Origin of the sequence: Citrobacter sp. Cf136 (assembly GCF_030333815.1) — a bacterium.
Taxonomy (GTDB): Bacteria; Pseudomonadota; Gammaproteobacteria; order Enterobacterales; family Enterobacteriaceae; genus Citrobacter; species Citrobacter freundii.
Genome location: NZ_JAOWFE010000032.1, coordinates 453,394 through 472,454, shown reverse-complemented (window position 1 = coordinate 472,454; position 19,061 = coordinate 453,394). Strand labels below are relative to the sequence as shown.

The following is a 19,061-nucleotide window of genomic DNA, read 5'->3' as shown; positions in this document are numbered from 1 at the left end:
GAACTATGGCGATTTATACCCGCACAGGTGATGCCGGAACCACAGCCCTATTTACCGGACAGCGCGTGAGCAAAACGCATCCGCGCGTGGAAGCCTACGGTACGCTGGACGAACTGAATGCGGCGCTTAGCCTGTGCGTTTGCGTGGCGAAAAACCCTCAGCACCGGCAGTTACTTGAAAATATCCAGCTGCAGCTTTTTTGGTTCAGCGCCGAACTGGCAAGCGAAAGCGAAGAACCGACGCCAGAGCAGCGCTACATCAGCTCAGAAGAAATTGCGGCACTGGAAGGTGCCATCGATATCGCAATGGGAAGAGTACCGCCCCTGCGCAGCTTTATTTTACCAGGCCGCAGCGAAGCCGCCAGCCGACTGCACTTTGCCCGAACTCTGGCACGCCGCGCAGAGAGACGACTGGTCGAGCTGTCCACCGAGATCTCCGTCAGACACGTGCTGATGCGTTATATCAACCGCCTGTCCGACTGCTTATATGCGCTTGCACGAGCAGAAGATCATGACGCCCATCAAAACGAAATCATTGAGAAAGTGGCTGAGCGCTATCTCGCTGCCGTTCAACCACCAGCCACAAAGGAGCCGACTATGTCTCTGTCTTTTCAGGAGCTCCACCAACTCACTCGTGCTGCGGTGACGAGAGCAGAAGAACTTCAGGTTCCGGTCGTCATTAGCATTGTTGATGCGAACGGGACCCAAACGGTGGCCTGGCGCATGCCTGACGCATTACTCGTGAGTAGCGAACTGGCACCGAAAAAAGCCTGGACTGCCGTGGCGATGAAAACCGCCACTCATGAGCTGACATCAGTAGTACAACCAGGCGCCGCGCTTTACGGTCTGGAAAGCCATATGCAGGGAAAAGTCGTCACCTTCGGTGGCGGGTACGCATTATGGCGTGAGGGTTTACTCCTCGGGGGTCTTGGCATCAGCGGAGGAAGCGTTGAACAGGATATGGACATTGCAGAAACGGCCATTGCGGCGATTAACGTGAGAACACATCAATGAATACTTCAGAACTTGAAACCCTTATTCGTAACATTTTGAGTGAGCAACTCGCCCCGGCAAAAGCAGAAGTTAAGGGTAACGGTATTTTTCCGTCCGTTGGCGAAGCGATCGATGCCGCTCATCAGGCTTTTCTGCGTTACCAGCAATGTCCATTGAAAACCCGCAGCGCCATCATAAACGCCCTACGCGAAGAACTGACGCCTCATCTTGCTTCACTGGCCTCTGAGAGCGCTGCCGAAACGGGTATGGGCAACAAAGAGGATAAGTTCCTTAAAAATAAAGCCGCGCTGGACAACACTCCGGGTATCGAAGATCTCACCACAACTGCGCTAACCGGCGATGGCGGCATGGTGTTATTCGAGTATTCACCGTTTGGCGTGATTGGTTCTGTCGCCCCCAGTACTAATCCGACAGAGACCATTATTAACAACAGCATCAGCATGCTGGCGGCAGGGAATAGCGTTTACTTCAGTCCGCATCCGGGTGCTAAAAAGGTTTCACTCAAGCTGATTGCCATGATTGAAGATATTGCTTTCCGTTGCTGCGGAATTCGTAATCTTGTCGTCACTGTCACAGAACCCACTTTTGAGGCTACCCAGCAGATGATGGCGCACCCTAAAATCGCAGTTCTGGCGATTACCGGTGGCCCAGGCATTGTTGCTATGGGCATGAAAAGCGGGAAAAAAGTCATCGGCGCAGGCGCAGGAAATCCACCCTGCATTGTTGATGAAACGGCCGACCTGGTTAAGGCGGCGGAAGATATCATCAATGGCGCATCCTTTGATTACAACCTCCCCTGCATTGCTGAGAAGAGCCTGATTGTTGTTGATGCCGTTGCCGAACGACTGGTTCAACAGATGCAGTCTTTTGGTGCGATGCTTCTCAATAGAGAAGAGGTAGACAAACTGCGAGCCATCTGCCTACCAGAAGGCATAGCCAATAAAAAACTGGTGGGTAAAAGCCCGGCAACCTTACTGGAAGCAGCAAGAATACCGGTTCCGGCAAAAGCACCTCGATTACTGATAGGCATCGTCCAGGCGGACGACCCGTGGGTTACCAGCGAGCAACTGATGCCAATGCTCCCCGTCGTAACGGTGAGCGATTTTGATAGTGCATTAACGTTGGCCCTGAAGGTTGAAGAGGGATTGCATCACACGGCCATTATGCATTCGCAAAATGTGTCACGTTTGAACCTTGCCGCGCGCACGCTTCAGACCTCCATCTTTGTGAAAAATGGCCCCTCTTACGCCGGGATCGGCGTTGGTGGTGAAGGCTTTACAACCTTCACTATTGCGACGCCAACCGGTGAAGGAACAACATCTGCGCGCACTTTCGCACGCTCTCGTCGTTGCGTGCTGACAAACGGTTTTTCTATTCGTTAATGGGGCCGTTATGAATAGCTTTTCACTGCAAACTCGATTGTACAGCGGCCAGGGAAGTCTGGATGTGCTCAAGCGCTTCACGAATAAGCATATCTGGATTATTTGCGATGGTTTTCTCGCGCGTTCTCCCCTGATTGAAAAGCTGCGCAACGCTCTGCCAGCGGATAACCGCATCAGCATTTTCAGCGATATCACCCCCGATCCCACCATCAGCACTGTAGTTCAAGGGATTGCACAAATGCAGTCCCTGCGACCGGACATCGTGATGGGTTTTGGTGGCGGCTCAGCATTGGACGCCGCAAAGGCCATCGTCTGGTTCAGCCGACAGTTCGGTATTGAAATTGAAACCTGTGTCGCAATTCCCACTACCAGCGGTACGGGCTCCGAGGTAACCAGCGCCTGCGTGATTAGCGATCCGGATAAAGGCATTAAATATCCATTGTTTAATAATGCGCTTTATCCAGACATGGCCATCCTTGATCCAACGCTGGTCGTCAGCGTACCGCCAGCCATAACCGCGAATACCGGCATGGACGTGTTAACGCATGCGTTGGAGGCATACGTGTCCACGAAGGCCAGCGACTTCACCGATGCACTAGCTGAAAAAGCGGCTCAAATCGTCTTCCAGTATCTGCCTGTCGCCGTCAGCAAAGGCGAATGCCTGGCAACCAGAGGGAAAATGCACAATGCGTCAACGCTCGCGGGAATGGCATTTAGTCAGGCTGGACTGGGGATCAATCATGCGATTGCCCATCAGTTGGGCGGTCAGTTTCATCTGCCACACGGACTTGCCAATGCGCTGCTGCTGACCCATGTCATTCATTTTAATGCTCGCGATCCGCGGGCTGCGAAGCGCTATGCGCGTTTCGCTAAAGCCTGCCATTTATGCCCGGATAACGCGAACGATACAGCGGCATTGAATGCGCTCATTCATCATATCGAGCTACTCAAAAAACAGTGTGCGTTGCCTTCTTTAGTTGACGCGCTTAAAGACGGAAAGCAAGCCTGGTCGCAACGTATCCCGATGATGGTTCAGGCCGCGCTGGCTGATGTCACGCTGCAAACCAATCCTCGTGTTGCCGACGCCAGTGCCATGCAGGAACTGCTTGAGGAATTATTATGAAGACAGCCATGACGGCAGAGTCCACGCTCTATGATGCGCAGACAATTCGCGAACGCGTTCGCGCAGCGGGTGTTGTCGGAGCCGGAGGCGCAGGCTTTCCTGCTCACGTAAAATTACAGGCGCAGGTCGATACTTTTCTGGTCAATGCGGCTGAATGTGAGCCAATGCTGAAAGTTGACCAGCAGTTGATGGCCGTCCAGGCTGAGCGACTTATCCACGGCGTTCAATATGCCATGACGGCTACCGGAGCCAGTTCCGGAATTATTGCGCTCAAAGAGAAATACCAACAGGCTATCAATGCATTAACGCCCCTTCTGCCTGCCGGGATCCGCTTACATATTTTGCCCGATGTCTACCCGGCAGGTGACGAGGTTCTGACCATCTGGATGGCAACAGGCCGGAGAGTTCCGCCTGCCGCGCTGCCTGTCAGCGTCGGCGTAGTGGTCAATAACGTCCAGACCGTACTCAACATCGCGAGAGCAGTTGAGCAGCAGTACCCGGTTACGCGTCGTACCTTGACCGTTAACGGCGCAGTCGCCAGTCCCATCACACTCACAGTCCCTATCGGAATGTCTTTACGTGACGTTCTGGCGCTGGCCGGGGGTGCAACCGTTGACGATCCCGGCTTTATTAACGGTGGTCCGATGATGGGCGGCCTGATTACTTCACTGGATACCCCAGTCAGCAAGACCACCGGGGGCCTGCTGGTTTTGCCTAAGTCTCATGCGTTGATTCAGCGGCGGATGCAGGATGAACGCACTGTGCTTTCTGTTGCAAAAACCGTTTGCGAGCAGTGCCGTTTGTGTACGGATTTGTGCCCAAGGCATTTGATCGGTCATGAATTATCCCCGCATCTGCTGGTTCGTGCGGTTAATTATCAGCAGGCAGCCACGCCGCAATTGCTGCTCACGGCCCTGACCTGCTCAGAATGCAATGTGTGTGAAAGCGTTGCCTGTCCAGTTGGGATTTCGCCGATGCGAATCAACCGCATGCTTAAACGCGAGCTGCGGGCGCTCAACCATCGTTATGAAGGGCCGCTAAATCCTGAGGATGAAATGGCGAAGTACCGGCTGATCCCGGTTAAGCGCCTTATTACCAAACTGGGCCTTAGCGACTGGTATCACGATGCGCCACTGGCTGAGACTGACTACTCCACAGATAAAACGACGCTGTTGTTACGCCAGCATATAGGTGCCAGCGCTATCCCATGTGTAGAACAAGGCGAACGCGTTGTTCGCGGTCAATGCGTTGCCGATGTGCCGTCCGGTGCATTAGGCGCGCCTGTTCACGCCAGTATTGACGGTATTGTCAGCGAAATCACTGAGCAATCCATCACGGTAATAAGAGGTTAATCATGTCTCAGGCTATAGGGATTTTAGAACTCACCAGCATTGCCAAAGGAATGGAAGCTGGCGATGCCATGTTAAAAAGCGCGAATGTGAATTTACTGGTCAGCAAGACCATCTGCCCGGGAAAATTTCTACTCATGCTCGGTGGTGACGTAGGTGCCGTACAACAGGCGATTGCCACTGGAACATCTCTTGCTGGTGATATGCTCGTTGATAGTCTGGTACTCCCCAACATTCATGCCAGCGTACTCCCCGCAATCAGCGGACTAAACAGCGTAGATAAGCGTCAGGCAGTTGGTATTGTCGAAACATGGAGCGTTGCTGCCTGCATCTGCGCCGCCGACAGGGCGGTTAAAGCCTCCAACGTCACGCTGGTCCGCGTCCATATGGCATTTGGTATTGGCGGCAAGTGCTACATGGTCGTTGCCGGCGATGTATCCGATGTGAATAACGCGGTGACGGTTGCCAGTGAAAGTGCGGGTGAAAAAGGCCTGCTGGTTTACCGCTCGGTCATTCCTCGCCCGCATGAAAGCATGTGGCGACAGATGGTGGAGGGATAATGGAAAGGCAACCCACCACGGATCGAATGATTCAGGAATATGTACCTGGCAAACAGGTCACATTAGCGCATCTTATCGCTAATCCGGGTAAGGATTTGTTCAAGAAACTGGGATTACCAGATTCGGTTTCTGCGATCGGTATTCTGACCATTACTCCTAGCGAAGCCTCAATCATCGCCTGTGATATCGCCACGAAATCAGGGGCGGTAGAGATTGGTTTTCTCGACCGGTTTACCGGCGCGGTGGTACTGACGGGCGATGTTTCAGCCGTTGAGTACGCGTTGAAACAGGTAACCCGAACGCTGGGCGAAATGATGCGTTTTACCGCGTGTCCCATCACCCGGACGTAATCTCATGAAACGTATCATGCTAATTGGCCCCAGCCAGTGCGGTAAAACGTCGCTCACGCAGTGCATGCGCGGAGAGGTGCTTCACTATCAGAAGACCCAGGCCATAGTCTGGTCACCTACGACAATAGACACACCGGGTGAATATCTTGAGAACCGCTGCCTGTACAGTGCGCTGCTGGCCAGCGCCTGTGAAGCGGACATTATTGCGCTGGTACTCAATGCTGACGCGCCGTGGTCACCATTTTCTCCCGGTTTTACCGGACCAATGAACCGACCCGTTATTGGCCTCGTTACCAAAGCCGATTTAGCCAACCCGCAGCGTATTTCTCTTGTGGAGAGTTGGTTAGCTCAGGCTGGTGCGCAAAAAGTATTTGTCACCAGCGCGCTGGAGAATACCGGGGTCGATGAGATGTTCATTTTTCTGAATGCAAAGGAACCTTCATGTCTCACAAAATAATGGCCATTAACGCAGGTAGTTCCTCGCTTAAGTTTCAACTACTGGCGATGCCGCAGGGTGAAATGATCTGCCAGGGCTTGATAGAACGTATCGGTTTGTCTGATGCACAGGTCACCCTAAAAACGCCAGCGCAGAAATGGCAGGAAACTTTGCCCGTAGCCGATCACCGTGAAGCCGTAACGTTGCTTCTGGAAAAACTGCTCAACCACCACATTATCAGCAGTCTGGAAGAGATCGACGGCGTTGGCCACCGCGTCGCACACGGCGGGGAATCCTTTAAAGACTCCGCGCTGGTAACTGATGAAACGCTGGCAGAAATCGAGCGACTCGCGGAACTGGCTCCTCTGCATAACCCGGTAAATGCGTTGGGGATCGCGGTATTCCGCCAGCTATTGCCCAAAACGCCAGCCGTTGCGGTGTTCGACACCGCGTTTCATCAAACGCTTGATGAGCCTTCTTTCATCTATCCCCTGCCCTGGCGTTACTATGTCGAGTTGGGTATTCGTCGTTACGGTTTTCATGGTACCAGCCACAAATACGTTAGCTCACAGCTTGCTGAAAAACTGGGTGTGCCACTCAGCGCCCTGCGCGTTGTTTGTTGTCATCTGGGCAACGGAAGCAGCATCTGCGCCATCAAAGGCGGACAATCGGTGAATACGTCAATGGGCTTTACACCACAATCTGGCGTGATGATGGGCACGCGAAGTGGCGATATTGATCCATCTATTTTGCCCTGGATAGCCCTGCGAGAAGGCAAAACACCGCAGCAGCTCAACCAATTGCTCAACAATGAGTCCGGATTGCTCGGTGTTTCTGGCATCTCACCTGACTACCGCGACGTTGAACATGCCGCAGATACGGGCAATCACCAGGCTGCGCTGGCGTTGACGCTTTTTGCTGAGCGCATTCGTGCCACCATTGGTAGCTATATTATGCAGATGGGCGGTCTGGATGCCCTGGTGTTTACCGGTGGTATTGGCGAAAACTCCGCACGGGCGCGCGCTGCGATTTGTCGCAATCTGAATTTCCTGGGTCTGGCCGTTGATGAGGAAAAAAATCAGCGTAATGCCACCTTCATTCAAACGGAAAATGCGATGGTCAAAGTAGCAGTGATTAATACCAATGAAGAGCTAATGATTGCGCAAGACGTTATGCGTTTAGCGATATCTGAAACTGTGACATTGGGCATTCCTGCATAATACTGCAGCACCGCAAATTGCGGCAAATCATGGTAATAGCGCGATCGCCATGACACTATGCGCCGAGGATTGCTGATCACATAGGTGAAGACGTGGCTGTTGCGCAATGTCCCGCATCGTGCGGAGAACTTATCCAGGGCTGGATTCTGGGCAGTGAGAAATTGGTCTCCTGCCCGGTTGAATGGTATAGCACCGTTGAGGTCACTTCAGGTTCACCGCTGACAGATGAACGTCCACTTTCGCGGGCAATGGTTGAGAGGTTATTGCTGCACTGGCAATACCCGGCACACATGAGTCAGGATATCCGAATAGATGTCCAGTCAACCATTCCTGTCGCTAAAGGGATGGCCAGCAGCACAGCGGATATCGCCGCCACGGCAATCGCCACGGCACAGTATCTGGGGCATCAGCTAGACGAATCCACTCTGGCTCAGCTTTGCGTTTCGCTGGAACCTACCGACAGCACCGTTTTCCGCCAGCTTACGCTGTTCGATCATAACGACGCCTCCACGCAAATTGCCTGTGAATCCCAGCCTCAACTCGATCTGCTGGTTCTCGAAAGTCCGGAAACCTTGCTTACTGCTGATTATCACCGTACTCCACGTCAGTCAGGGTTACTGGCGGGCGCCCCAGCCCTGAAACGCGCATGGGAAAAGTTACAGGAAGCCTGTATCAGTCAAAACCCTTATCGGATGGGCGAAGCCGCCACGCTGAGCGCGATCGCCAGCCAGTTGCTGTTACCTAAACCAGATTTTGATTCACTATTAGCACTGGTAGAAGAATGTGATTTATATGGCGTCAACGTCGCGCACAGCGGCAGCGTCGTCGGTCTGATGCTCGACAGAAGGCGTCATGATGTGGACTACATAAAATGGATGCTGACACAGAAAAAATTAACATTGCACTGGCCGGAACAACATTTGTTGCGGATGGTAACTGGCGGGGTCGAACTGCAATAAGGGCCGCCGCTAAGCAGCGACCCAAACGAGCATAAAATCGTTACTCAGCTTTCGCATCGGCGTTTTTCACTTCGCCCATCGCTTTCAGCTTTTTAGAGATGTCGCGGCGCTCTTTAGAGATCTCAGCGTTTTTGATGATGTAATCATCAACACGATCTTCATAATCGCTTTTCATGCTGGCGATAATGCCCTGAATCGCTTCCACGCTCATTCCAGGCTTGATGTAGTCGCTCAGGTTGTCCAACAGCAGAACGCGTTTCTGGTTGTCACGGATCTTTTTCTCAACGTCCTGAATTTCACGTTGCAGTTTGTTTTTACGACGGAACAGACGAACAAATTCCAGCACGTCCTGGAAAGAAGGCTTGGTAGTTTCCATTTTTACACCCCTGATAATGTGAGATTCGGATTCGTTAAAACAACGGCTAAAGTGGGTCAACATTACTTTCATGCCCGCCATACTTCAAGTTGCATCTGCATCGACAATGCATGGTTGAAACCTGAATTATCGAGGGTAAAGCCATTGCAGTTACCAATGGTTTTAGCCTTTTTCAGTATCATACCTCTAATCTTTGCTGAATCGAAGCAGCAGTAGAACCTATCGCCTCATCTGCTCTTTATTTGCGCAGCGCGCGACAGATTAAATGTGAGAGCAACTCCAGCTGTCGCGCCATTTCCATGTTCAACCAAATGTAGCCGTGAATGGGCGTTTCTGCGACATTATCGCCTTTATGCTCAGCAATGAGCTGACGCAACTCCGCCACGGTGTCATTGAGCTTTTCCGTATTGGCAAGCACCGGCTGCGGATTCCCTTCGTACAAGGCGTGGGTTATCGTCAGTAGCGCCTGCTGCGTCCTGAGCTGAGTTTCACGCAAAGTTTGTGCATTCAGCATGACAAAGTGGCTGGTGCGGCTGGCCCAAAGCGCATTAATTTGCAGCTCAAGCATGCAGACCAGATTGCGGTTAACCGTTTGAATAGCCTCAAAAATGGATTTTTGAATACGGGTTTCTTTACTGGCGGGAACGATGAGTCCGCGCATTTTGACAACGTCGCTTAAGAGCTGCTGTAAATGCTTCTCAAGCCGCGGTTGCTCAAGCAAATTAGGGGATAGCGCGGCCTGATACACCCGATTGTATCCCGTCACACAATGTGCCAATTGGATACGCCAGTGTATAAATGCCCGCTGCGGCCAGATGCCAGTAAACAGCATCGCCAGTAACGAACCCAAAATAACGTCGCCACCGCGCCATAACGCGGTATTCATATCTCCGGCAGGCGCCCCCACGACCACGGCAAGCGTAATGCCAATCAGCAGCGCCTGATACGGCCTTTTACCCAACGCCAACCAGCCACAGAGGAACATCGCCACCGCGCACCAGATCAGCATTAGCGGAAGCGAAAAGAGTTCCAGACGCAGGGCAATCAATCCAAGCACCGAGCCCAGGATCGTTCCGCCTATACGCTCAAACGCTCTGGGAACAACGTTACCCCAAAAAGAAATTGGCCCCATAATCACCACCAGCGTGATCAGAGGCCATGTACCTTCGGGAATGTTTAACAGGCGTACCAACAGAAAAGTAAGAAGAAACGCCAGCGCAATGCGAATGCCATGCACCACACGATAATGACGATACAAACGAATTTCAAAAGGACTCAGCGACTTATCTGCACGCACTCATGCACTCCGTCAGGGAATAGCAAAGAAGCGAATTGTACCTGTTTTTACGGTGAAAACATCATCCTGATGACCAGGACATTCATCCTGATTTACACCAAAAACAGTTACTTCAACTGTACCGGCACGTACATTTCAATGTCCCAGTAACCGTCCTCCATGCCGTTGTTCAGATAAACTTCAAAACAGGGTTTAGCGGCTATCGCATACGTCGAATCCTGCATCAGGCGCTCAAAAAACTGATACCACGGCGTCGCGAAGTCATGATTTTCAACGCGCGCAACGGCTATAGCATAGTCGCCACCTGCCAGCTCGGTCTGGATCACCCCTTCACTGTTTTCCGGGATCTCAAAACCTTCAGGCACAGACACCACGGTATCACAACGCAGTTTTTCCGCCGGAACAACGTCAGGATTGTCGTAATAAACGGCTATCCATTCCAGCGGTACGATCTGCTTACCGTCGACCCACATCATTAACTGTTCGAAACCTTGCTTTACCGTTTGTTCCCACGGTCCAACCATATGGAAACCGGCAATTATGCGTTTCTCGACCTGCTTTATCTCGTACTCCATATAACCTCCGTTATTACACTGTATTTATATACAGTGTAATTTTTAGGTATGACGGCCACAAGGAATCAGTGATTATTATGTGAGCAGATTCGCACTCTTGCCAGTCAGGCACATCAGGAAAAACTACGCCTTATGGCGGAAGTAATCGCTCAGACGCGAGAAGACGCCACCTTCGTTGACAGACTCCAGCGTAACCAGAGGCCAGTGCGCCACCAGTTTATCCCGATCGTAGAGTTCAATTTCCCCCACACGTTGATGGGCAGCGATGGGGGCGACCAGTTCTTTCTTATCAAGAACATATTTTGCCTTGATATTCGCGACTTCGGCTTTAGGCAGGGCCATCCAGAAATCCTGCTCTGTGCCAAGGCTAATTTTTTCTTTATCGCCATACCAGATCCGTTCAATACCGACCTGCTTACCGCTACGTAAAACCTGCACGGTATCGAAGTTCTTTTGTCCCCATTGCAGCAATTTTCTCGCCTGGTCTTCACGTCCTTTCGCACTCTCCGCCCCCATCACAACCGCAATCAGGCGGCGCTGCCCATCAACAGCAGAAGCAATCAGGTTGAATCCAGCGCCGGAGGTATGCCCAGTCTTCAGACCGTCGACGTTCATGGTTTTATCCCACAACAAACCGTTACGGTTTTGCTGCGTGATTCCGTTCCAGGTAAGGCTTTTTTCACTGTACATATGGTAGAAATCCGGCTCTCCATGGATGATAGCTCGCGACAGCACGGCCAGATCGTAAGCTGAGCTATGCTGACCTGGCGCATCCAGACCATGTACCGTTTCAAAATGCGTGTCACGCAGGTTCAGCTTTTGCACATAGTTGTTCATCATCGCGACAAACTGTGGCTGCCCTCCGGCGATGTAATCCGCCAGCGCCACACAGGCATCATTACCGGAATCAACAATTAACCCGCGACTCAGGTCGCGCACAGAAACGCGATCCCCTTCTTTCAGGAACATTAAGGATGAACCGACGAATACCGGATTATCTTTCGCCCAGGCGTCGCGCCCAACGGTGACAATATCTGTCGGACTAATACGCTTGCTGTCGATTGCGCGATCGACAACATAACCAGTCATCAGCTTGGTCAGGCTGGCAGGGTTGCGCTGCTGGTGTTCATTTCCGGCTGTCAGGATTTGGCCCGTGGTGTAATCCATTAATACCCACGCTCCGGCATTAATCGCAGGTGGCTGTGGGGAAAAGCTTACGACCTCGGTCGCGTACGCGGGCGAAAAACTCATCGCAAAGAGTGAAGCGGCAATAAACAAACGGCGTTTCAACAGCATGTCCTCAGGAAATGGAAAAATAGCCGTTCTTTTTACGGAAGTTCTGGCGAACAAACATGGATAAATTGCAAGAAAATGTGACATAAGGCACATTTTCTTGCTGTAAGGAAAGGTTTTCAGATATCAACCGCGGCGGGCATTAGCCTTTGCGCGGTGCTGTCTCTGCGTGATGGCTGCGATGACGATGATAGCCATCTATCATGCTGCGGAAAATTTGCCCCGGTGTGTCACCCAGCGTGCACAGGTAAATATGTGCACAGATGAACAGTAAGCCGACAATCGCCAACACCATATGCAGCACCAGCATCACAGGCCCTGCCCCTATTACCTGCGGGTAGAGACATAACAACCCGGTAATGATCAACAGCGGAACCAGCGCATACATGATGGCCAGATAAGCCAACTGTTGTAGCGGGTTAAATTTACTCTCTGCCGTTGCTGCAAACGGGTGCGGCTCACCTTTCATGATGCCATACAGATAAAAGCGCGTTTGCAACAAGCAGCGTGATATCAACCCGTTAAACTTCACCCGATAATGACAACCGTTGCCGCTGGTTGCGTTGATTAGCACAAAACCAACCCAGAAGGCCAACAGGGCGAAACCGCACCAGGTATGTACCTGCACCATCAATGCCACCGGTCCGACAGAGAAGTGCCCAAACAGGCCACTCAGCAGAAGCAGGATAAAAAGCAGCGCATTACCCCAGTGCCAGCGGCGAACTGCCAGCGAATAGAGGTAATCCCGATGTTCTTCTCCAGTAGCTGTTTTGGGTGACAACATCCGACGTAACAGCGCGTGTATAACCAGGCCCGCAATCATCAGCACAATAACAACGCCTGCATAAATGAGCCACAGCGGCCAGTAGTCCGGCGCATAGTTAAGCTCTGCTCCCCAGATAGAATTCATGCTTTACCCTCCTGATGGATCTCTTTACGCCGATAAACACTCACCGGGCCGCTACGCGTATCCTGCTGGCGATAAACCTCTTTTTGATTTATCCAGTGCTGAATTTCCGGGTCGTCACGACGACCAAATTTCAGCGCATCTGTCGGGCAAACGGAAACGCAGGCGGGCGATTGTCCAGTCTCCAGTCGGGTATCTGCACAGAAGTTACATTTGTCGGCAATTCCCGTTTGCGGATTGAGATAACGGACGTGGAACGGACAAGCGGCAACGCAATAGTCACAGCCAATACAGCGAGACTTATCCACTTGCACAATGCCATTTTCGTCGCGAAATGACGCACCGGTCGGACAAACGCTGACACACGGCGCATCTTCACAATGCTGACAGGAAACGCGAACAAACTGGAAGTGGGATAGCACCTCGGGTTCATGTTCGGGTGAACGGATCTGCACCTGTAGACGGCTAAATCCCTCGGGCACGTCATTCAAAACTTTGCAGGCAACCGTACATGCCTGACAGCCGATACAGCGTTTCTCGTCATGCAGCATGACATAAGGGTTTGTTGCTTGATTCATGATGTTCTCCTTTCTCATGCCCGACGAAGCGTAACGCCAGCGGTGTGCACCACTGTACCGGAAACCGGACTGGTAACATGCGGAAGCAAATTACCGCAATGGATACCGTGCGTTGTCGCTGCGGTTTTGGCTCCCGCCTTGGCGCCAAATCCCATATAAACAAACAGCGTATCGGGCCGAATTCCGGCGGTGACCAGCGCTTTGCCTTTTTCCTTGCCGGTCGAATTTTCCAGCCAGATGTCATCGCCGCTTTTGATGCCTTTTTCACGGGCTGTTTGCGGGTGGATCCACACCGCGTTGTCCCACATCAACTCGCTAAGCAGTGGCACGTATTGCGTCGCACCGTTGGTATGAACCGCCACTTTTCCCTGGATAAAATAGAGCTCACTATCGCCTTTGAGCGCAAAATTGCGCGCGCGCGGAATACCGTAGCCAGGCAGGAGCGTCTCCAGCTCTTCAGAATAAAGCTCTATTTTTCCTGAAGGGGATTTAAAGCGCAGTTGCTCGCCATAGGTACCGTCGCTGTCAACCGCCACCGCGCCCGGATAGCGCTCCACAAACTGACGCACCGCTTCAGGTTCACGCAGCAGTAACGGAACACCCCACTCCCGATACCCTTTCTCACGCAGTTCAGCAGACAGCGCATGATCGCCATTAAGCTGGTATAACTGACGCGTTTGCATATCCTGCCATGGGTAGAATTGCCCAAGGCCTAACTGCACGGCCAGCTCTTTCCAGATTTGCCAGCTTGGACGCGCATCACCAATAGGTTCTACTACCTGCTGGCGCAGGGCATAGGCTGGATTCAGACCCGACATGTCTGAAACTTCTTCATCGCGCTCAAGGTAAGTACATTCAGGCAAAAGGTAGTCGGCATACGCCGCGCTTTCGCTTAGATAAACATCACAACTGACCACAAGGTCGAGCTGTTCAACGGTTTTGACCAGATCCGGTCGGCAGGTAACGGTTTGGAAAGGGTTGTGTCGGGACATAATCCATCCCTTCACCGGATAAGGCGTCTGGTTTAACACAGCATCAATGATGCTTTGCACCACACCACCGCCCGCCGCGATGTACTTAAACTGCGGGGCTACCAGATCGATACGCTGCGCCGTTGGCTTGGGTAATTTGACATCGGGTTTTGCCAGCACCGGAGCGACCTTCTCTCCGGCCAGCTTATTATAAGTTGCCGCCGCTTTTTTCTGGTATAAACCGCCTTCACGCTCAATATTGCCAAGCAGCACATTGAGGGTAAAAATCATGCGCCGCATATCAATTTCTTCTTGCGAGAACGTCGCACGATGGCCCGGGCTGACGATAGCATGAGGCGCGCAGGCGGCCATTTCTCGGGTGACCCGAACAATGACATCAGCAGGCACATCAGCTTGCTGTTGCGCCCATTCTGGCGTGGTCTCTTGTACTGCTTCTGCCAGTTGGTCAAACCCTGTGGTGTAGCGCGCAACGAAGTCCGCGTCATACAATTTTTCATTGATCATGACGTGACACATGGCCATCAACACCGGCAAGTCGCCGCCCGGTTTGAGCGCATGCCATTCATCCGCCTTGCTGGAGAAGACGGACAGACGGGGGTCGAAGCTGACCATTTTTGCGCCCTTTTCCTGCGCCGTCATCAGTTCATGCGTTTCGGCAACCTCAATCCCTTCATAAAGGTTGTGACCAAAAGAGACCATATAACGGGTATTGGCGATATCCATGGCCAAATCGCCGCCCATCATAACTTTGGCGGCAATCGATTTTCCGGCCGGGCATGTCGACGCGTGCGTAAAGGTGTTTGGCGATCCGAAAGCCGTCGCCAGTTGAAATAAATGCCCTGAAAGCGAACCGGATTTAGAAGAAAACACGACGCCCTGAGGACCATGCTGCGTTTTGATTGCCGTCATTTTTTCGGCAATTTCTTTATACGCTTGTTCCCAGCTAATAACCTGCCATTCTCCGCTCCCGCGAGGTCCTGTGCGTTTCATGGGTTTAACAATGCGATGAGGGTCGTTGACCAGGCTAACGCCGCTGCCGCCACGAGCGCAGACACGCGTGCCTTGTTGAGGCGCATTAGGGTTCCCTTGAATAAAAACCGTTTTGTTATTAATTACCTGCGCCTGTATCGGGCAACGATAAGAACACATTTCACACAAACTTGGCGTCAGGGATGTCTTCCCTTTGATACTCTCAGGAGAATTTCGTGCCAGTGCCCCAGGCGGGAAACTGCCTATCGCACAGGCTGAACAGCCTATACCCACTCCTCGCAAAAAATTACGCCGACTAATGCTCATATAACCTCCTGTTATTAGATATATCCAATAATTATATGGCGTTTAGAATATTTATTTTTTACATCAATCACATTTCATTACAATGCATGACAGCGAATTGACACAAATAAAAACCCTTTGTTTATAAAAGACTTTTAAAGTTTCCAGAACACAATAAAAGAAGAAGAAAATAACAATAATGGTTATCAATTAGATTGTTTACAAATCCGCAACTCCAAGATATTTTATTCCCGTAATTTATTTTAACAGTGCGGAATTTATTTATTAATTCTATAAAAAGTCCTGTTTATCTCAACTTTATTGCGTACACAATCCAGCTTCGATAATACCATAGCTGATTATCTCACTATTTTTTGGTATTCTTGGACGAGCGCTAAATTGATCCCGGACATAACTGAACAATGAATGACGGCAAGCAGCAACCTGGTTTTCTCTTCCACGATTACGAGACCTTTGGTACCCATCCGGCGCTGGACAGACCCGCGCAATTTGCGGCTATCCGCACAGATAATGATTTCAACATCATCGGTGAACCAGAAGTCTTTTATTGCAAACCCGCGGACGATTATCTGCCGCAGCCTGAGGCGGTGTTGATTACGGGTATCACACCGCAGGAAGCACGTGAAAAGGGAGAGAATGAAGCCGCTTTTGCTGCGCGCATCCACGCCCTGTTCACCGTGCCGAAAACCTGTATCCTGGGCTATAACAACGTGCGCTTCGATGATGAGGTGACGCGCAACATCCTGTATCGCAATTTCTACGATCCCTATGCCTGGAGTTGGCAGAACGATAATTCGCGTTGGGATCTGCTGGATGTGATGCGCGCCTGCTATGCCCTGCGCCCTGAAGGCATTAACTGGCCGGAAAACGACGACGGCTTACCCAGCTTCCGCCTGGAGCATTTGACTAAAGCCAACGGTATTGAGCATGCCAATGCTCACGATGCGATGGCGGACGTATACGCCACGATCGCAATGGCGCAATTAGTGAAGTCGCGCCAGCCGCGTCTGTTTGATTATCTCTACAGCCATCGTAATAAGCACAAGCTGGCCGCGCTGGTTGATGTCCCGCAAATGAAACCTCTGGTCCATGTCTCTGGTATGTTCGGCGCATGGCGCGGTAACACCAGTTGGGTGGCGCCATTGGCGTGGCATCCGGAGAATCGTAACGCGGTTATTATGGTCGACTTAGCTGGTGATATTTCGCCGCTGCTCGAACTCGACAGCGACGCCCTGCGCGAGCGGCTCTACACGTCTAAAGCGGATCTGGGTGATAACCCGGCCGTACCGGTTAAATTGGTGCACATCAACAAATGCCCGGTACTGGCACAGGCGAATACCCTGCGTCCGGAAGACGCCGACCGTCTTGGCATTAACCGCCAGCATTGTCTGGATAATCTCAAAGTTCTGCGCGAAAACCCGCAGATACGCGACAAAGTAGTCGCGATCTTTGCCGATGCGGAACCCTTTACTCCATCAGATAACGTGGATGCCCAACTGTACAACGGCTTTTTCAGCGATGCTGACCGTGCGGCGATGAAAATCGTTCTGGAAACCGAACCACGCAATTTACCGGCGCTGGATATCTCCTTTGTCGATAAGCGCATTGAAAAACTGTTGTTTAATTACCGTGCACGTAACTTCCCGGGAACGCTGGACGAAGCTGAACAGCAGCGCTGGCTGGACCATCGTCGCCAGGTATTCACACCGGAGTTTTTGCAAAATTACGCCAATGAATTGCAGCTATTGAGCCAGCAATATGCGGATAACAAAGAAAAGTTGATGCTGCTGAAATCACTCTGGCAGTATGCCGAAGAGATTGTATAAATCCCACGTATAAAAAAACGGAGAACATGTCTCCGTTTTTTTTCAGCTAAATGCAGTTATTACGCGATATCTTCGTCGTACTGTGGGACCGGGTTGCGGAAGCTTTTGGTCACGCAAGCAAGGTAGATCAGACCGATACCCGCCCAGATCAGGCCCAGAACCATTGAGCTTTCTTCCAGGTTCACCCACAGCGCGCCAACGGTCAGCGCACCGCACATTGGCAGGAACAGGTACTGGAAGTGATCTTTCAGCGTCTTGTTACGCTTCTCACGGATCCAGAACTGGGAGATTACCGACAGGTTAACGAAGGTAAATGCCACCAGCGCACCAAAGTTAATCAGCGCCGTCGCCATCACCAGGTCGAAGTTGATTGCCAACAGAGCAATCGCCCCAACCAGAATGATGTTCATGGACGGAGTACGCCATTTCGGGTGTACATAACCGAAGAAGCTTTTCGGGAATACGCCGTCACGACCCATCACGTACATCAGACGCGCAACGCCTGCATGCGCCGCCATACCGGACGCCAGTACGGTAATGGTAGAGAAAATCAGCGCGCCGACCTGGAAGAACTTACCGGCAACATACAGCATGATTTCCGGCTGCGAAGCATCTGGATCCTTAAAGCGCGAAATATCCGGGAAGTACAACTGCAGCAGATAGGTGGAGACGATAAAGATCAGGCCACCAATCAGCGCAGTCAGGAAAATCGCACGCGGGATCACGCGCTCAGCGTCTTTGGTTTCTTCTGACAGGTTGCTGATACCGTCAAAACCGGTGAACGAGAAGCACAGGATGGTCGCACCGGTGATCATCGGGATCACGTGCGCATCACCGGACCAGAATGGACGACTGCTCGCCAGCGTACCGGCACCTTCCCCTTCGAACACGCCATAAACGACCATGCCGAGGATCACCGCAATCAGCACCACCTGCAACAACACGATCACGGTGTTGAAATTCGCAACGGATTTAAGGCTGCGCAGGTTGAAGGCTGTCATAAAGGCCACCAGCGCCACCACGAACATCCAGGATGGAATCGAGGGCACCAGCGCTTCAAAATAAATTTTCGCTAACAGAATGTTGATCATCGGGGCGAACAGGTAGTCCAGCAGTGATGACCAACCCACCATAAAGCCAACTGTCGGGCTAATGGATTTCTGGGCGTAAGTGTAGGCAGAGCCTGCAGACGGATAGCGGCGTACCAGTTTACCGTAGCTCAGTGCGGTAAAAAGGATGGCGATCAGTGCAAAGGCGTAAGCTGTCGGGACGTGACCATCGGTCATTCCTGATACGATACCGAATGTATCGAACAGCGTCATCGGCTGCATATAGGCAAGGCCCATCATGACAACCGGAACCAGCGTAAGCGTTTTACGTAATTCCACGCGAGAGGTGTTTGGAGTAGCGTTATGCGACATGGTTATCCCCCATTACGGCGAAAACCGTCGCGTAAGCAAAAAATTGCCCCATTTTTTGTTAATCCTCAGCGACAACAACTGTCGATTTTTAAGTAAGTATCTATCCGG

General features: G+C 51.7%; 19 protein-coding genes. 10 read left to right on the top strand and 9 right to left on the bottom strand.

Going from position 1 to position 19,061, the window contains the following annotated elements:
• The first annotated feature begins 5 nt into the window (after positions 1-5).
• From pduO to OGV98_RS06430, 9 genes are all read left to right on the top strand, one after another.
• Positions 6-1,013, top strand: a complete 1,008-nt coding sequence (gene pduO / locus OGV98_RS06470; protein ID WP_003839001.1) for a two-domain cob(I)yrinic acid a,c-diamide adenosyltransferase PduO — start codon at positions 6-8, stop codon at positions 1,011-1,013.
• Complete coding sequence (pduP, locus tag OGV98_RS06465) at positions 1,010-2,395, top strand: CoA-acylating propionaldehyde dehydrogenase PduP (RefSeq protein WP_138828678.1); 1,386 nt, start codon at positions 1,010-1,012, stop codon at positions 2,393-2,395. Before pduO ends, pduP begins: the two co-directional genes overlap by 4 nt.
• A 10-nt stretch (positions 2,396-2,405) precedes the next feature.
• Complete coding sequence (locus tag OGV98_RS06460; protein WP_138828679.1) at positions 2,406-3,518, top strand: 1-propanol dehydrogenase PduQ; 1,113 nt, start codon at positions 2,406-2,408, stop codon at positions 3,516-3,518.
• Positions 3,515-4,870, top strand: coding sequence for a cobalamin reductase PduS (pduS, locus tag OGV98_RS06455; RefSeq protein ID WP_003838995.1), 1,356 nt, complete (start codon positions 3,515-3,517; stop codon positions 4,868-4,870). The genes OGV98_RS06460 and pduS overlap by 4 nt, the downstream gene beginning before the upstream one ends.
• Before the next feature lie 2 nt (positions 4,871-4,872).
• Entirely contained in the window at positions 4,873-5,427 is a 555-nt protein-coding gene (pduT, locus tag OGV98_RS06450) for a propanediol utilization microcompartment protein PduT (RefSeq protein WP_003030201.1), read from the top strand.
• On the top strand, positions 5,427-5,777 hold the full coding sequence (gene pduU / locus OGV98_RS06445; RefSeq protein ID WP_003030198.1) for a propanediol utilization microcompartment protein PduU: 351 nt from the start codon (positions 5,427-5,429) through the stop codon (positions 5,775-5,777). Before pduT ends, pduU begins: the two co-directional genes overlap by 1 nt.
• Before the next feature lie 4 nt (positions 5,778-5,781).
• Positions 5,782-6,234, top strand: a complete 453-nt coding sequence (pduV, locus tag OGV98_RS06440; protein ID WP_003838992.1) for a propanediol utilization protein PduV — start codon at positions 5,782-5,784, stop codon at positions 6,232-6,234.
• The gene (locus tag OGV98_RS06435; RefSeq protein WP_003030191.1) at positions 6,219-7,433 is read left to right on the top strand and encodes an acetate/propionate family kinase; all 1,215 of its coding nucleotides are present in this window, start codon (positions 6,219-6,221) and stop codon (positions 7,431-7,433) included. The genes pduV and OGV98_RS06435 overlap by 16 nt, the downstream gene beginning before the upstream one ends.
• 92 nt (positions 7,434-7,525) lie before the next feature.
• Positions 7,526-8,392, top strand: a complete 867-nt coding sequence (locus OGV98_RS06430) for a GHMP family kinase ATP-binding protein (RefSeq protein WP_032936756.1) — start codon at positions 7,526-7,528, stop codon at positions 8,390-8,392.
• Between the two features lie 40 nt (positions 8,393-8,432).
• Here OGV98_RS06430 and OGV98_RS06425 read toward each other — a convergent pair whose 3' ends face one another.
• The 7 genes from OGV98_RS06425 to phsA all read right to left on the bottom strand — a co-directional run bounded on the left by OGV98_RS06425 (position 8,433) and on the right by phsA (position 15,706).
• Entirely contained in the window at positions 8,433-8,768 is a 336-nt protein-coding gene (locus tag OGV98_RS06425) for a DUF496 family protein (protein WP_003030187.1), read from the bottom strand.
• Positions 8,769-9,006: 238 nt separating this feature from the next.
• Complete coding sequence (locus OGV98_RS06420) at positions 9,007-10,065, bottom strand: FUSC family protein (RefSeq protein WP_202581177.1); 1,059 nt, start codon at positions 10,063-10,065, stop codon at positions 9,007-9,009.
• A 107-nt stretch (positions 10,066-10,172) separates the two neighbouring features.
• Positions 10,173-10,640, bottom strand: coding sequence for a DNA gyrase inhibitor SbmC (gene sbmC, locus OGV98_RS06415; protein ID WP_003838984.1), 468 nt, complete (start codon positions 10,638-10,640; stop codon positions 10,173-10,175).
• A 123-nt stretch (positions 10,641-10,763) separates the two neighbouring features.
• Complete coding sequence (gene dacD, locus OGV98_RS06410; RefSeq protein ID WP_032936755.1) at positions 10,764-11,936, bottom strand: serine-type D-Ala-D-Ala carboxypeptidase DacD; 1,173 nt, start codon at positions 11,934-11,936, stop codon at positions 10,764-10,766.
• Positions 11,937-12,075: 139 nt separating this feature from the next.
• The gene (phsC, locus tag OGV98_RS06405) at positions 12,076-12,843 is read right to left on the bottom strand and encodes a thiosulfate reductase cytochrome B subunit (RefSeq protein ID WP_003838979.1); all 768 of its coding nucleotides are present in this window, start codon (positions 12,841-12,843) and stop codon (positions 12,076-12,078) included.
• Positions 12,840-13,418, bottom strand: coding sequence for a thiosulfate reductase electron transport protein PhsB (gene phsB / locus OGV98_RS06400; protein WP_003838976.1), 579 nt, complete (start codon positions 13,416-13,418; stop codon positions 12,840-12,842). Before phsB ends, phsC begins: the two co-directional genes overlap by 4 nt.
• Before the next feature lie 14 nt (positions 13,419-13,432).
• Positions 13,433-15,706, bottom strand: coding sequence for a thiosulfate reductase PhsA (gene phsA / locus OGV98_RS06395; protein WP_138828681.1), 2,274 nt, complete (start codon positions 15,704-15,706; stop codon positions 13,433-13,435).
• 401 nt (positions 15,707-16,107) lie between these two features.
• Here phsA and sbcB point away from each other — a divergent pair, with 401 nt between their 5' ends.
• The gene (gene sbcB / locus OGV98_RS06390; protein ID WP_003838973.1) at positions 16,108-17,532 is read left to right on the top strand and encodes an exodeoxyribonuclease I; all 1,425 of its coding nucleotides are present in this window, start codon (positions 16,108-16,110) and stop codon (positions 17,530-17,532) included.
• Between the two features lie 59 nt (positions 17,533-17,591).
• Here sbcB and plaP read toward each other — a convergent pair whose 3' ends face one another.
• Positions 17,592-18,953 carry a putrescine/proton symporter PlaP gene (plaP, locus tag OGV98_RS06385; RefSeq protein WP_003030167.1) on the bottom strand — a complete coding sequence of 454 codons (1,362 nt, stop codon included), beginning with the start codon at positions 18,951-18,953 and terminating at the stop codon, positions 17,592-17,594.
• On the bottom strand, positions 18,943-19,005 hold the full coding sequence (gene yoeI / locus OGV98_RS23530) for a membrane protein YoeI (RefSeq protein ID WP_099045591.1): 63 nt from the start codon (positions 19,003-19,005) through the stop codon (positions 18,943-18,945). The genes plaP and yoeI overlap by 11 nt, the downstream gene beginning before the upstream one ends.
• Positions 19,006-19,061: the final 56 nt, after the last annotated feature.

Excerpts from the sequence above, each read along its gene's own strand:
- pduO (WP_003839001.1), top strand. The coding sequence starts at position 6 with ATGGCGATTTATACCCGCACAGGTGATGCCGGAACCACAGCCCTATTT.
- pduP (WP_138828678.1), top strand. The coding sequence starts at position 1,010 with ATGAATACTTCAGAACTTGAAACCCTTATTCGTAACATTTTGAGTGAG.
- OGV98_RS06460 (WP_138828679.1), top strand. The coding sequence starts at position 2,406 with ATGAATAGCTTTTCACTGCAAACTCGATTGTACAGCGGCCAGGGAAGT.
- pduS (WP_003838995.1), top strand. The coding sequence starts at position 3,515 with ATGAAGACAGCCATGACGGCAGAGTCCACGCTCTATGATGCGCAGACA.
- pduT (WP_003030201.1), top strand. The coding sequence starts at position 4,873 with ATGTCTCAGGCTATAGGGATTTTAGAACTCACCAGCATTGCCAAAGGA.
- pduU (WP_003030198.1), top strand. The coding sequence starts at position 5,427 with ATGGAAAGGCAACCCACCACGGATCGAATGATTCAGGAATATGTACCT.
- pduV (WP_003838992.1), top strand. The coding sequence starts at position 5,782 with ATGAAACGTATCATGCTAATTGGCCCCAGCCAGTGCGGTAAAACGTCG.
- OGV98_RS06435 (WP_003030191.1), top strand. The coding sequence starts at position 6,219 with ATGTCTCACAAAATAATGGCCATTAACGCAGGTAGTTCCTCGCTTAAG.
- OGV98_RS06425 (WP_003030187.1), bottom strand. The coding sequence starts at position 8,768 with ATGGAAACTACCAAGCCTTCTTTCCAGGACGTGCTGGAATTTGTTCGT.
- sbmC (WP_003838984.1), bottom strand. The coding sequence starts at position 10,640 with ATGGAGTACGAGATAAAGCAGGTCGAGAAACGCATAATTGCCGGTTTC.
- dacD (WP_032936755.1), bottom strand. The coding sequence starts at position 11,936 with ATGCTGTTGAAACGCCGTTTGTTTATTGCCGCTTCACTCTTTGCGATG.
- phsC (WP_003838979.1), bottom strand. The coding sequence starts at position 12,843 with ATGAATTCTATCTGGGGAGCAGAGCTTAACTATGCGCCGGACTACTGG.
- phsB (WP_003838976.1), bottom strand. The coding sequence starts at position 13,418 with ATGAATCAAGCAACAAACCCTTATGTCATGCTGCATGACGAGAAACGC.
- phsA (WP_138828681.1), bottom strand. The coding sequence starts at position 15,706 with ATGAGCATTAGTCGGCGTAATTTTTTGCGAGGAGTGGGTATAGGCTGT.
- sbcB (WP_003838973.1), top strand. The coding sequence starts at position 16,108 with ATGAATGACGGCAAGCAGCAACCTGGTTTTCTCTTCCACGATTACGAG.
- plaP (WP_003030167.1), bottom strand. The coding sequence starts at position 18,953 with ATGTCGCATAACGCTACTCCAAACACCTCTCGCGTGGAATTACGTAAA.